At 70.9% G+C, this 12,634-nt stretch carries 11 protein-coding genes; 6 read left to right on the top strand and 5 right to left on the bottom strand.

The window, feature by feature from the left end; all coding sequences use genetic code 11:
* The first annotated feature begins 454 nt into the window (after window positions 1-454).
* The 3 genes from CA236_RS11325 to CA236_RS11315 are packed head-to-tail and all read left to right on the top strand — an operon-like array spanning window position 455 to window position 4,840.
* A complete protein-coding gene (locus CA236_RS11325) occupies window positions 455-1,855 on the top strand; it encodes a hypothetical protein (RefSeq protein ID WP_125945674.1) in 1,401 nt (466 codons plus the stop codon).
* Complete coding sequence (locus CA236_RS11320) at window positions 1,849-4,236, top strand: site-specific integrase (protein ID WP_125945673.1); 2,388 nt, start codon at window positions 1,849-1,851, stop codon at window positions 4,234-4,236. Before CA236_RS11325 ends, CA236_RS11320 begins: the two co-directional genes overlap by 7 nt.
* 19 nt (window positions 4,237-4,255) lie before the next feature.
* On the top strand, window positions 4,256-4,840 hold the full coding sequence (locus CA236_RS11315) for a hypothetical protein (protein WP_125945672.1): 585 nt from the start codon (window positions 4,256-4,258) through the stop codon (window positions 4,838-4,840).
* A 15-nt stretch (window positions 4,841-4,855) separates the two neighbouring features.
* Here CA236_RS11315 and CA236_RS11310 read toward each other — a convergent pair whose 3' ends face one another.
* On the bottom strand, window positions 4,856-5,305 hold the full coding sequence (locus CA236_RS11310; protein ID WP_125945671.1) for a hypothetical protein: 450 nt from the start codon (window positions 5,303-5,305) through the stop codon (window positions 4,856-4,858).
* Window positions 5,302-5,979 carry a hypothetical protein gene (locus tag CA236_RS11305; RefSeq protein WP_125945670.1) on the bottom strand — a complete coding sequence of 226 codons (678 nt, stop codon included), beginning with the start codon at window positions 5,977-5,979 and terminating at the stop codon, window positions 5,302-5,304. Before CA236_RS11305 ends, CA236_RS11310 begins: the two co-directional genes overlap by 4 nt.
* A 101-nt stretch (window positions 5,980-6,080) precedes the next feature.
* Here CA236_RS11305 and CA236_RS11300 point away from each other — a divergent pair, with 101 nt between their 5' ends.
* On the top strand, window positions 6,081-6,734 hold the full coding sequence (locus CA236_RS11300) for a hypothetical protein (protein WP_125945669.1): 654 nt from the start codon (window positions 6,081-6,083) through the stop codon (window positions 6,732-6,734).
* Here CA236_RS11300 and CA236_RS11295 read toward each other — a convergent pair.
* The gene (locus CA236_RS11295) at window positions 6,697-7,125 is read right to left on the bottom strand and encodes a hypothetical protein (RefSeq protein WP_125945668.1); all 429 of its coding nucleotides are present in this window, start codon (window positions 7,123-7,125) and stop codon (window positions 6,697-6,699) included. The two genes, CA236_RS11300 and CA236_RS11295, sit on opposite strands and share 38 nt — an antisense overlap.
* A 79-nt stretch (window positions 7,126-7,204) precedes the next feature.
* A complete protein-coding gene (locus CA236_RS11290; RefSeq protein WP_125945667.1) occupies window positions 7,205-7,558 on the bottom strand; it encodes a hypothetical protein in 354 nt (117 codons plus the stop codon).
* A 215-nt stretch (window positions 7,559-7,773) separates the two neighbouring features.
* Between CA236_RS11290 and CA236_RS11285 the strand changes: the two genes are divergently transcribed.
* Together CA236_RS11285 and CA236_RS11280 are read left to right on the top strand one after the other, a co-directional pair.
* The gene (locus CA236_RS11285) at window positions 7,774-9,324 is read left to right on the top strand and encodes an AAA family ATPase (RefSeq protein WP_125945666.1); all 1,551 of its coding nucleotides are present in this window, start codon (window positions 7,774-7,776) and stop codon (window positions 9,322-9,324) included.
* Window positions 9,325-9,374: 50 nt separating this feature from the next.
* Entirely contained in the window at window positions 9,375-10,160 is a 786-nt protein-coding gene (locus CA236_RS11280) for a hypothetical protein (protein WP_206430556.1), read from the top strand.
* A gap of 25 nt (window positions 10,161-10,185) precedes the next feature.
* Here the strand turns inward: CA236_RS11280 and CA236_RS11275 are convergent, their stop codons facing one another.
* Entirely contained in the window at window positions 10,186-12,603 is a 2,418-nt protein-coding gene (locus CA236_RS11275; protein WP_125945664.1) for a hypothetical protein, read from the bottom strand.
* Window positions 12,604-12,634: the final 31 nt, after the last annotated feature.

The raw sequence follows: 12,634 nt of genomic DNA, 5'->3' as shown, positions 1-12,634 counted from the left end.
GGCGCACTGGCGAGCGCGGCGCCGGCTCCTTTGACGCCGGTCCAGCTGCTCACGTCTGCTGCCTCCACGCCGACATGTGCTCTCACCTCCGCGCATCATCATCCGGTGGAAAGGCGGGTTCCGCAACCATCCATGGCGGGCCGGACCCGCTGCGCCTCTCGCGGGCCTAACTCATCTGGCCAGGGCGCCCGGGGTGAGAGCCGCTCAAGATGAGCGCTGGCGCACGGCGGGACGTTCGCTGTCCATTCGCCACTAGTGCATGGAAAAGTGGCGCAGAACTCGGCACGGGCCCGGATTATGCCGATGGCATGTGTCAGAAAATTATATGCCACAGTGGGATTCTCGACGCCGTTGCACATTTTCACCTCTGCCGCTCCATGCGCTAGTAGTCACTGAAACAGTTCGACTAAACCGCTCACTGGACAGAGTGCGCATTCTTCCCTAAATGAGGGGCATGTCCGAGTCTAGCTTCAGACGCTACCGCACCGACGACCCCCAGCATCCGTTCGTGCTGTTCGGCCCCAACGGTTACCTGGAGGAGTGGACCGTCCTGCTGAATGCTGCCTGCGAGGGCGTCGCCGGCATCAGTCACGCCAACATCGCGCGCTGGACGCTCGACATGTTGCGGCACTGCTGGAAGAGCGAAGAGGGACGCAAGCTGCTCGCGCTGAAGGCGAAGCGCGGCGAGGCCCAGCCGGTACTGCGCGGCTTCTTCTCCTCGCGCGGCTACACGCTGGCTTTCGCCGGGAACGAGGGCGGCTTCCTGCTGACCCGCGCGGACGGCAAACTGAGCGACGTCGACCAGGGCATCCGGGTGCTGACCCGCCTGCTGGACCTGGCGTGGCCGCTCTACCGTAGGCTGAAGAAGTCGCCGATGCGGGTGGGCAAGCGCCACCGCGCCTACCGCGAGGCGCGCGCCAGGACCATCGCCCACGCCGCCGGGGCTAGCCGGTCCGCCAAGCGGCGGACGGCGCCTAGACGGCCTCCCGGCAGCGGCTTCTTCCGCGTGAAGTTCGGCGAGGGCGGGAAGTGGGGTGGCCCCAAGCCGATCCCGCCGAACTTCCGCGACACCCTGGCTCAGGCGGCGATCGACGACGACTGGCCCGAGGCGCTGAAGGTCGGCCAGGTGATCGAAGCCGCGTCGGGCTGCCGCGGCTTCGAGGCGAAGGACAGGGTCTTCGCGGACTGGTGGGACGCATCCCGGTTCGGCAACGAGTTCGACTCGCCCAACAAGCGGTCGCACGGGAGGCGGGTTAAGCGGCTGATCGTCAACGAACGGCGGGTGCGCGTGGTGCGCGGCTACGTGAACGGAGCCCGCCTGAAGCTCGCGCCCGGCAAGGACATGGCCTACTGGCGGCGCGTCGGCGCGCGGGCGGAGGCTGGCTGCGAGGAGGCTCGGCGCGAGCTGGAGACGACGCCGATCCTGCTCGGTCCGCGCGGGGATCGGCCCTACAGCTACCGTTCCAAGGCGCGCTACGTGCAGCGCTCGATGCAGCGGCGCGGCATCTCCGCACGGGGCCACGCACAGCGTCACGAGCACACCATCGAGCGTTTCGACGAGGTCGACGCCATGCCGATCAGCGAGGAGGCCAAGATCCTCCTGCTGAGGGAGCATGGCCGCACCAAGCACTGGGCCGACTTCGACGCCATGCACCGCGTCTACGCTGGCAACGCGGTGCGGCGGCGGCAGCGCCGGCTCGAGGTGGCCTTCCAGGACGCACGCGACCAGGGGCAGCTCGCGGTCCAGCGCCGCCGCGACGACGAGCTCGACATCCCGCAGGGCGACATCGTGCCCGGCGTCCCCGTGCCGGCGATCTTCGCTGCGGCCGCCTTGCAGGGCATGGCTCCGTGCTGACCGGCGCGCTCGTCGAGGCCCGCGGTCAGACCGTCGGCGGCGGGGAGCCACCGGTCGGCCGGGTCCCGGCACCGGATGCGAAGAGGCCGCGCGGCCGGCGCTCGCAGGCGCGGTGGATCGGCCCCGTGGACACCACCGGGGAGGGACCCGAGACGAGGCGCGACGTGTCTGACCGCCTGGGCATGGATCATCACACGGTGACCTGGCTCGTCGAGACGGGCGCGTGGACCGCGACGATGGGCGGCCCAAACGGGCGGCACGGCTGCATCGAGGAGCGCGGGTGGGACCGGCGGCGCACCTGGCTGTCGATCATGGACCGACCGGAGAGCAGGTCGCCGCGGTCGTTCGAGGCATTCGAGCTCATCGCGCGCCAGGCGAACTGGCTCTCCGTCCCTGGCGACTACGTCTTCCCCAACGAGACCTGCGACGCGGCGCTCGAGCTGCTTGAGCGGGAGGGGTTGCCGGGGACCTACCGCGAGTTCGCCGCCCTGTTCCGCGCCGGGGAGCACGTTCTTCCCGACATGTTCGCCCGGGCGATAATCCGGCGGGGCCGGCCCGCGCGCCACCTGGGACCCAAGATGCCCGGCGTGTCCGTGGCCGAGTTCCGGGCCGCGCTCGTCGCCGTCGATGGCGTGGAGGGTACGCTGCTCGCCGAGCCGGACGAGGTCATCGAGAAGCTCATCGACGCCAAGCTGCGTGGCGCCATCGTCCGCATCCCCGATCCGCTGATCAGGAACATGGCGGGGTTGTGGGTCGCGGCCAGGCGGCGGGAGGTCACCCGCGACCATTGCGTGCACAAGGTGTTCGAGGCCCACGTCGCCGCCGAGGTCCTCGCCGGCGTGGACAAGAAGGACGCCATCGCCATCGATGGCGTCCTGCGCTCCTACGTGTTCGGGAAGAACGACGGCTGGCACGACAGCGCGGCCCGCCGCCACGACGTGGGTTCGGGCTGGCTCACGCTCTCCAATCTCTGGGCCGCGCACAAGGCGACCTACCGGGGCACGGGCAAGCGGTTGAAGGCAGCGATGCCCGCCTTCCCGCACCTGGTCACGCACCTGGGGCGGGACCTGCGCACGCGCGGCCGGCGGCTCCAGCGCGCGAGCCGGCACCGGCGCAAGGGGCGCTCGGACGCGATCGCCGACATGCGCGACGAGACGGAGGCGGCGCTCGAGGCCCGCTCCGTCCAGGTCGAGCTCCACCACGCCGAGTTCGAGAGGCGCCGCGCCGAGATGCGGGCGGACCCCTCGGTCCGCGAGATCCGCTACTCCTTCGAGGAGGACGTGGTGCCGTGGGACGGTGTGCCCGATGGATCGCGCCAGGTGGTCCACTACCGGGCGGTCCGGGCCCGCGAGTTCTTCGCGGGGCTCCTGCCGGGCGCCCACGCCTGGGACCGGCGATCGGTGCGGCAGTACGTCGAAGGCAGGGGCAGGAAGGCCAAGGCCGATGGTGAGGAGGTCCTCCTGGTCTTCGAGGCGGTGCGTCCCGTCGGACGGGACGATGTCGCCGTCGTCCCATCGTTCATCCGCCTGCACCACGCGGGCGTCCTCTGCTCGCCGGGGCTGCTCAACGCGCGCAAGCAGGCCGAGCGCGCGGCGCTCTTCCGCGAGTGGCGGATCCCCGGCGTCTCCACGCCCGCCACCGACCTGGTCGTGCAGGCCTGGGGCACGCGGTCGGTCGCGGCGACCTGGGGACTGCGGCAGGACGTCGTGGTGGTGCACATCGACGAGTACCGACACATGGCCCGCTTCGCCCGGGTGCTCGGCAGGCTGGGTTTGAGGACCGGCGGCCGCTCGGGGGAGGCCCGGCAGCTCGCCTGGCAGGTGAGCGGGTTCGGGTTCGCGCGGGTGAACGGCCAGGTGCGCATCGGTTACCGCGCCATCCCGAAGAACGCGGGCGAGCGCCGCCTCTTCCTGCTCGACGACCTGACCTTCATCTCCATCGCCGACCTGGCGGGACTGTCGCGCGCGACCTGGGGTTGGGACCTGCTGCCCCGCGTCCGGATCGAACGCCTGCGCAAGGCGGGTCCGATCGAGGGGCACCTCCTCTTCCAGACCCCGGCGGGGCCGCTCGGCGCGAAGGACCTCAATCTCTTCTACCGCCTGTTCATGGCGGGGCTGCCGCCCACGCTGCTGCACGACCTTCGGCACGTCTACGCCAACCAGGCGCAGCAGGACGGAGTGCCGCTCGAGGACATCTCGGACCTGCTGAGCCACGAGACGAAGGACCTTGCCGCCTACTACGCCGCGGCCACCGCGCGGCAGCTGGCGCGCATCCAGGTGGACCTTGGCCAAGCCGCCGACGACCGGCTCGCCCTGCTGAGCGGCGGGCAAGGCCGCCCGCCAAATTCCCCTGGCAGGATGCGTGAGCCCCTGGTCGCCTGATCGCTGAAGGAGAGTACGCATGAGTGACCTCGAAACAACGGATGGCGCCGCGGAGTCGGGCCAGCCGGCCGGTACCGAGCCCACCGCCGTCCGTCGCAGCCTGGCCGGCCGGTCGCGCGAGGAGGGCGGGCCGGTTGCGCTGCGCGCTCACTACGCCAAGCTGGGCGCGCGGTCGCTGGGGCTGCTCAAGGAGGCGGTGGAGAGCCTCCGCGAGGCCGATCGGGCAGTCTCGCTCGACGCGATCCACGTGCGCAGCGTCCTCCTCGTGGCGGCAAGGGCGGAGAAGGCGCGGGCGGAGGGGCGCGAGCCGGAAAACGAGCGCCCGATCGCGGTGTCCACGGTGCTGAACAACGAGGAGTGCCGCCGCTTCTACTACGCGAACCGCTCGGTCGCCCCGCTCGAGGAGCCCCCGGCTCCCGCCGCGCGGCAGGCCGACCGGCGCAGGTCCAAGCGCCAGCTGTCGCATGCGATGCGCAAGGAGCAGGCGGAGAAGCGGCAGCTGCGCGCCGACATCGCCAGCCTTGGCGCGGTGCGGGCGAGGGCGGACCGCGAGCGGCTTGACGGCGGCGCCGGGCTGGGGCCTGATGAGGACGAGGCGAACTGAGGACGCCGCCGCCCATCAGAGTCCCAGTATGCGGGTCTCCTGGCCGTCGGTTCTCCGCCCGGCCGGACCGACGCCGAACGTCGCGAGGCGCGCGGCCCGCGACAGCGCCGCCGCCTGGCCGCGGTCGATCACGCCGCCGGCCGCGGCCTGACGGAGCAGCGCGGTGAGGTCGCGCGAGAACGCGTTTCGGATCGTTCCCTCCGCCTCTGTTCGTTCAGCCGCCGTGCCTGCGACCGGCGGCGGCAATCCATCCTCGCCGCTCCATCCGAGCACCGCGTCGAGCGTGGTGTGCACGCCTGGGCCGAGCGGCTCGAGCGGTCCCGTGGATGCGGCGACGACGTGGATCTCGCCGCCGTCGGGCTCCGGGTCGGGCTCGGCAGCGAAGCGCCTGAGCGCCGCCGGACCAGGCAGCCTGATCCACCGCCGCGCGCCGGCCACCGAGAAGGAGACGACGAGGTCGCTCACCGGATCCGGACGATTGAGGGGTGACGCAGCAGCCCGAGCAGGTTCGGGTCGTCGACGCCGGCCGCGAGCACCGCCTTCGACATCGCGCGCCAGCCCTCTTCGACCACCAGCCGTCCCAAGCCGAGTTTTGCCGCGCGCACCGTCAGCAGCAGCACGAACGTCGCGCAGACGTCCAGCCTGCTCTTGGCCTCCCGCTCCTCGACGCCGCCGCGGCCGCGTCCAGCGGTCCAGACCGGCAGGTCGAGCGCGGCGCACAGGTCGGCCAGGCGCGGGAAGCGGCCGTCGCCCGCCCACTCCACCATCACGTCGGCATGCTCGGGCGCGGCGAGGTCGCGGACCCGATCCGTGCGGCCGGTGGCGAGCAGGCGGTGCCTGAGGAACGGGAGGTCGTGCGCGGCGCCGTTGAAGGTCGCGAGAAGGCCCCCGGCGCGCCCGAGCATGCGCGTGGCCGCGACGACGTCGAGCAGCATCGCGTCCTCGCTGCGGTTCGCGGTGGAGGCGGAGGCGAGCGCCACGTCGCGGACGGAGAGGTCCGGCCCGACCTCGAAGGTCAGCGTCGCGACCGCGTCGAGCCGGTGCAGCGCGACCCGCTCGGTCGTCGACCGGCTCCCCGCGCCGTCCCGCACCCGGGCCGCGAACACGCCGTCGGGCGCCGTCTCCAGGTCGAGCACCATGCCGCGGCGCCACTTTAGATTGGTCCCGGCAGCGCAACGCGCGCCGCGCGCCGGCCGACTAGGCGCTTGCCCCGTCACGCCCGCGCGTCCATCATCGCCGCATGGAGATCGGTTACGGCACGCTTGAGAACGTGCTCATGAAGATGTTCGGGCTGCGCCCGGCGCAGCGAAGCGCGCTCGTGGGCCGCCTGAAGTACCTCGCGAGGCTCGGCTTCCCGAAGGCGGCCAAGGTCGGGCGCGGCGTGCGGGCGCGCTACTCGGTCGAGGACCTGATCCATGTCGCGCTGGCGCTCGAGATCACGGACTTGGGGGTCGCGCCCGTGCCCATCGTCGAGCGGATCACGCGCGACGAGCGCCTCATCCGCGGCGCGGTGGCGCGCGCGTGGCGCACCGCCGACCTGCCCGGACCCGAGCGCGGCCGGTGGTCCATCGACGTCGCCGTGCTCTCGGGCATCGGGACGGGTGGCGGTGCGGAGCGAGCGACGCCGCTGATTGCCGAGCTGGCGGCCGGTGACGTCGTCGCGGAGCCGACGGACCGACGGGACCTTCCGTTCGACGAGCGCCGCTCGGCGCTCGGCCGCCGATCCCGCATCCTCATGGACGCCGGCAAGTTCCTGCGCGACCTCCAGGACGCCATCGGCGAGGACGATCCCGGCCGGGTCCCGGACTTCATGGAGGCCATGGGCGCGATCGTCCGCGAGGAGCGGGCGAACGCCGTCATTCCTGGTTCGGCTGGGCGCGCCGGATCCGAATGAGGGTCTCGGTTGCGGCGGCGCGGACCGTCGCCCCGTCGTAGGGCGCCAGCCGGTCGGCGGTCGCCGGGTCGACCGGACCCTGCCCGGAGGGATCCACTGCGGCGACCACGTGCAGGATCGCGTCCCGCAGCGTGACGCCGCCGATCGTGCGCACCTCGGCGAACGCGGTGACGCATCCGCGTCCCGCGCACAGCGTGACGGCGCGGCCCTCGATGATGGGCGTCCGCCGCCCCTCGGTGTACTCGCCGCGGCTCCGTGCGAACTCGAGGAGGCGGATCGCCGCCATGCGCCAGGCGTGGCGGGCGCAGAGATCCGGCACCTGGCGCTCGCATCTCGCGTCGAGCGCCGCCCCGCAGGGCACGCCCATTCCGTAGCCTTTGTCGTTTTCCATTCCATCCTCCTCTTCCGCCCGGGACGGGAGGGGATCCTCTGGAACGGCGGCCGGATGGGCCGCCCGCCGGCGTGGCGTGTCACGCGAGAGAGCCGCGCGCCGCGTAGGCGTCGACCGCCTCGATCATCGCCGCGATGCGCTCGCGGCCGTGGCTCATGAAGACGATGGGAGAGAGGTCGTTCTCGTCGAAGGTCCGCAGCCAGCGGCTCGCCTCGCGGGTGCTGGGGAGGACGGCCGGCAGGGCGTCGCGCAGCCTGACGAGCAGTCGCATCCGCTCGCACGCGTCGGACGTGGGCGAGCGGGGCACCATGTCGAGCCCGAACGACTCCCCGTCGACGCCGAGCAGCAGCGCCGCCTCCATCGTGGTCAAACGCCACTCCGCCGTCAGCGCGCGGAAGCGGACTTCCACGATGGCCTGATCCTCTTGGCTCAAGTTCGCCTCCTAGAGTTGACTTATAAGTCAAATTAAGGGTCGCTGATGCCGGAGTCAAGACGGCGGCGGGCGTGGCGCCTTCCCGTTCGCCGGCGTCTTGGCGGCGGTCGGCACCGGGTGGCTGGGGGGAGGCTGCGTGCGACAAGTGCGGAGACATTGCGTGGCGGCCCGCGATCCAGCACCATCGGACCGCAACCGGGGATTGGCTACGACGGATGTTCTTCAGAGTTCTGATCAATGCCATCCCGCCGGATGCGCGCAACTGCGCCTACCTGATCCCGGACAACTGGGACGACTGGTTCTCCTTTCGGACCATGTTCACGCTGATGGTGATCGACGAGGCTGGCGTCCGGCATCAGATCGGCTCCGTGAAGATCGGCAGGGTGGGTCTTCAGCCAGGGGACCGCGTCCAACCAGGCTATCGTGCGCCCGAGGTGCCGGCCGAGTTCGACGACCTCCCGCCCGGCTTCTTCTCGCTCGGGCAGGGAGAAGACTACTACGAGTCGGTCAATCGCCTGAGCGACGAGCAGCGCCGCCGAGTGCTGGTGGGACTTCGCGACTGCGCGCAGGACCTAGCCCTTTTCCGGTCCGTGCAGACAGAGCCCTCGATGGCCCGCTCCCTTCTCAGAAGCGTGAGCGCCGCCAGCGTCACGGGTCGGCTGCACAGGCTCACACGGGGGGAGGTCGAGCTGACCCGCTTCAGCTTCCGGTACACGCTGCCGCCCTCGCAGGCTCCAGGCGGGGCGCTCGTCCAGCCACCTACGATGACGTTCGAGGTCATGCCACACGCCGAACCGCCGACCAACGTGCACGTGCTGATCGGGCGCAACGGCGTCGGCAAGACACGCGCCATGCGTGGCCTTGTGAACGCGCTGCTGAACCGCCGGGACGGCGTGGCGGACGCAGGTGGCGAGGTCGCCTTCGACGCCGCCCGCGCAGGCGAGGGCGAGTTCGCCAGCCTGGTGCTGGTGTCGTTCAGCGCCTTCGACGACTTCGCGGTCGTGCCGGCACCGGCCGATCCCGTGCCGATCGAGCAGGTCGGGCTGAGGGAGGCCACGTCGGACGCCGAGTCCAGGCGCGGTCTGAAGGTCGGCAAGGATCTGGCGGTCGACTTCCGCAAGAGCCTGGAGCGCTGCCGCACGGGGCTGCGCCGCGCGCGCTGGCGCGAGGCTGTCGCGATCCTGGAGGCGGATGACCTGTTCGCCGAGGCGGAGGTGGGCGAGCTGCTCGGCGCCGAGGGGCCCGATTGGCAAGCGGCGGCCGAGCGGCGCTTCGACCTCCTCAGCTCGGGCCACGCCATCGTCCTCCTGACGATCACGCGTCTCGTCGAGCTGGTCGACGAGCGAACCTTGGTCCTCATCGACGAGCCGGAGGGGCATCTTCACCCTCCGCTGCTGTCGGCCTTCATCCGGAGCCTTTCCCGCCTCCTGGTCGCGCGAAACGGCGTCGCCGTCGTCGCGACCCACTCGCCGGTCGTGCTCCAGGAGGTGCCGCGCTCGTGCGCGTGGAAGCTCCGGCGCGCCGGCCGGGTGTCGAACGTCGAGCGCCCCGCGATCGAGACGTTCGGCGAGAACGTCGGGATCCTGACGCGCGAGGTGTTCAGCCTGGAGGTGACGCGGACCGGCTTCCACAGGCTGCTGGCCGACGCGGTCATCGAGCGGGGGCTCGGCTACGACCAGGTCGTCGCGCTCTACGGCGGCCAGCTCGGCGCCGAGGCGCGCGCGATCGTGCGGGCCCTGGTCCTGCAGCGGGATGCGGGGCTGTGAGGTCGCTCCCGCGGCCCGCCCTGACGGCGGCCGAGGTCGTGGCGGCCTGCGTGGCGAGCATCCGCGATCCGGACCTCTCCGCCCGGTTGGCATCGGTGGCCGGCAGGCTGACGCTCGCCGAGACGGCCTACCTGTTTCGCGGCGTGGGCATGTCGCTGTTCGGGATCCCGCCGTCGGACGGCGTGGATGGGCGGGTCACGGCGGCCGAGATGATGCGCGTCTACGCCGGCACGTTCGTGCGGAGCGCCCGGACCCGGGCCATGTACGACGCGCTTAAGGCCGCGCCCGTGAACGACGTTTGCCCGCTGTGCGGCCAGCGCACGGTCTCGACGCTCGACCACTATCTCGCCCAGAGCATCCATTCCGAACTGGTCGTGTCGCCAGTGAACCTCGTCCCGGCATGCGCCGAGTGCAACAAGGGTAAGCTCGACCACCAGCCCGCAGGCGCGGCGGATCAGGGCTTCCATCCCTACTTCGATGACTTCGACGACGCGGCGTGGCTGGTCGCCGAGGTGGTGGAGGGCTTTCCGGCCGCGGTGCGCTTCTCCGTCGCACCCCCGCCAGAATGGCCGCTCATCCAGGGGCAGCGGGCCTCCGCGCACTTCGCCTCGCTGCGCCTGGGCGCACTGTACGCGAGCCATTCGGGGGTCGAGCTCGCGAACATCCGCTACTCGCTCGAGCGCATCGCCGCTTCGGGCACGCCGGACGACGTCCGCGCCTGGCTGGAGGACCGGGCTGAGAGCGCGCGTCGCGCGCATCCGAACGGGTGGCAGGCGGCGATGTACAGGGCTTTGGCCGCCTCGGGTTGGTTCTACGGAGGGGGCTTCCGGGCGTAACGCCCGACCGAGGCGGTTTCCGAGCCTAGCCCATCGCGTCGATCAGGTCGCTGGTTTCGAAGTTCAGCAGGAACTGGGCGTAGGACGAGCTGAAGACGTCGGAGATGTACTCCGCGACCTCCACGTCCTCCATGGCCTGCTCGGTCCCGCGCCGGAGATCGTACTTCCGCGACTTGGTCGTCGCGAACAGAAACAGCGTGTGGAAGTAGACGGCGCTGACGTAGCGGCGTTCGGCGAGCTCGGCGGCCTCGGCCGACTTGGCGCCGCCGTTGAAGTTCTTGAGCACCGAGCTGTCCAGGTTGACGTAGATGCGCGACAGCTTGTCCTCGTCGACGAACGGCTGGACGACCACGTCGTAGCCCATGTCGACGCCCGCCTCCTGGATCTCCTCCCAAGACTTGCGGCCCTCGCCGCCCTCCCTGGAGCAGAGCACAAGCTCCGGGATGCCGAGCGGCGGCTCCGGTTCCGGCCGCGGCTTCGGTGGGCTTCGCTCGGGATCGGTGATCCTGACCAGCACGGTCTCGACCAGGTCGCCCTGCGGGCTCGACAGCGTGGCGCGCATCTCCAGCACGTCGCCGGTGCTTACCCCGCCGGTCGCGCGTACGCCGACCCTGATGGTGCCGTCCGTCGGGCTGGCGCGCGTCACGCTGAGCGCGTCGCCCTCCTGCGAGGGCAGCGATGCCGAGCCGCCGCCACCGCCGGCCTGGGCCGGTCGCATCACCGCGAGCGTCAGCTGTCCCGGATCGTCGGTCCGATCGAAATACTCGTTCTCGACGTCGGTCGCGAACGCGATGGTGCGGTTGCCTCCGGCGGGCAGCTTGTAGAGCCGGACGCCGCCTTCGCTGCCGTCGCCCCCCTTGGCCCGGAACGACGAGGGGTACCGCTGGGGATCGAACGGCGGCGCGTCCCGCTGCTCGCGCCGGGGCCGCTCGGGCTCCTCGCGCTTCCGTTCCGCCGTGCCCGGCTGGCGGTCGGGCAGGTCGAACGTCTGCCGCAGGATCCTGGTCAGCGCCTCGTTCATCGGGAGGTTGCGGGTGATGTCGCGCAGCATCTGCCCGGCGTCCGAGCCGTCCATGTTGAGGCTCGCCTTGCGCCGCTTCGCGATCGCCTTGAGCTCGCTGTCCAGGAGGATGTCCCGCAGGTGCTTGCGGATCGCGTCGGCGGTGTCGCCAGCCTTCAGCCGGTCGCGCGACGCCATGAACAGCTCGTTGCGCACGCCGAGCGAGAGGTTCGAGCAGTCGACGTGGATAAGGAGGTAGTCCTTGAGCAGCGGCATCTTGAGCGCGCGCGTGACGAACTCGGACGTGAAGGAGCCGTGCACCTGTCCGTTGAGCGAGAACAGCACGGTCATGTCGTTCTTGAAGTACTCACGCTGGATGTACTGCTTGGTCTCCTTGACGCCCTGGTCGCGCGAGCGCGCCTTGAAGACGTAGACGGTCAGGCCGAGCTCTCCGAACTCCGGCGTGGTGGAGCCCACGGAGAACTTCGCCTCCACGGTCTGGTTGTCCCCCTCCAGGCGGCGCTTCAGCCCGTAGACCGCCTGCACCGGCGCCTTGTTGTCCGGGTAGCGCTCGTTGTTGTCGACGGTGAGGAAGGGCAGGGCGGGTTCGAACAGGAACTCGTTGAGGCTGACGTTCAGGTCGCGCGAGATGATCGACCGGGAGCCCTCGGGCAGGCGGTAGGAGTAGAGCTTCAGCAGCGACCCCGTGGTGAAGCGCCGGCCGTCGAGCCCCACGTCCAGCTCGTCGACATCGATCGACGCGACCTGGCCGTCGAAGACGAGGTACTCGTACCAGGTGTTCTTCCGGCCTGCGGCGGCCGCGCGCTCCGGCGGGTGCCTGCGCAGGAGCGTGAAGCCGAGCGGGCTCGAGCCGTCGTAGCGCTTGCTGGCGACGAGCTGGAACCGCCGGTCGCCGCAGAACGCGATCGCGCCGGCGCCGCCCATGTTGTACTTGCCCTGGACGAAGTGGACGTCGTTCTTGTTGCCGCGCAGCAGCGACAGGAAGGTGTCGGCGAAGTCGCCGGGCGCCTGCCCGACCCCGTCGTCGTAGACCAGCAGCGACGTGTCGCGCCGCGGCCCCGATGCGACGATCTGGAGCTCGCGCGCCTGTCGCCGCCGGGCGTCCCCCACGTCCCAGTCGCGGTGCTGCGGGAAGTAGCGGTCGAGCGCCTCGCGCACACTCTGCGGCGCCTGGGGCGAGCGGACGTCGCCTAGGTCCTGCAGGACCTTCTTCTCCAGGATGGCGTCGATCCCGTTTGTGACCTTCTCGACCAGGGCGGGGATGGGGTGGGCCTGCTGGTTCTCGACGACCCCGTAGTAAGACTCGTTGTTGCCGTAGGCCGTCCACTTGCTGTCGTCGAACGCCAGCCCCTCAGCGTCGAGGATCGCCTGGATCTCGCCTTCTGTGCCCGCAGCGAGCAGGCGTGTGAACAGCTGTCGCATTCTCTTCGTCACGCGCGTTGCTTTCCGGGAT

Origin of the sequence: Sphingomonas sp. ABOLG (assembly GCF_003950435.1) — a bacterium.
GTDB lineage: Bacteria > Pseudomonadota > Alphaproteobacteria > Sphingomonadales > Sphingomonadaceae > Sphingomonas > Sphingomonas panaciterrae.
Note: the sequence above shows the minus strand (reverse complement) of the source record. Positions and strands in the feature narration are given on the sequence as shown.

What these genes read in the sequence shown, in the direction of transcription:
- CA236_RS11325 (WP_125945674.1), top strand. Translation starts at nt 455, where the DNA reads ATGTCCGAGTCTAGCTTCAGACGCTACCGCACCGACGACCCCCAGCAT.
- CA236_RS11305 (WP_125945670.1), bottom strand. Translation starts at nt 5,979, where the DNA reads ATGGTGCTCGACCTGGAGACGGCGCCCGACGGCGTGTTCGCGGCCCGG.
- CA236_RS11315 (WP_125945672.1), top strand. Translation starts at nt 4,256, where the DNA reads ATGAGTGACCTCGAAACAACGGATGGCGCCGCGGAGTCGGGCCAGCCG.
- CA236_RS11275 (WP_125945664.1), bottom strand. Translation starts at nt 12,603, where the DNA reads ATGCGACAGCTGTTCACACGCCTGCTCGCTGCGGGCACAGAAGGCGAG.
- CA236_RS11295 (WP_125945668.1), bottom strand. Translation starts at nt 7,125, where the DNA reads ATGGAAAACGACAAAGGCTACGGAATGGGCGTGCCCTGCGGGGCGGCG.
- CA236_RS11285 (WP_125945666.1), top strand. Translation starts at nt 7,774, where the DNA reads ATGTTCTTCAGAGTTCTGATCAATGCCATCCCGCCGGATGCGCGCAAC.
- CA236_RS11300 (WP_125945669.1), top strand. Translation starts at nt 6,081, where the DNA reads ATGGAGATCGGTTACGGCACGCTTGAGAACGTGCTCATGAAGATGTTC.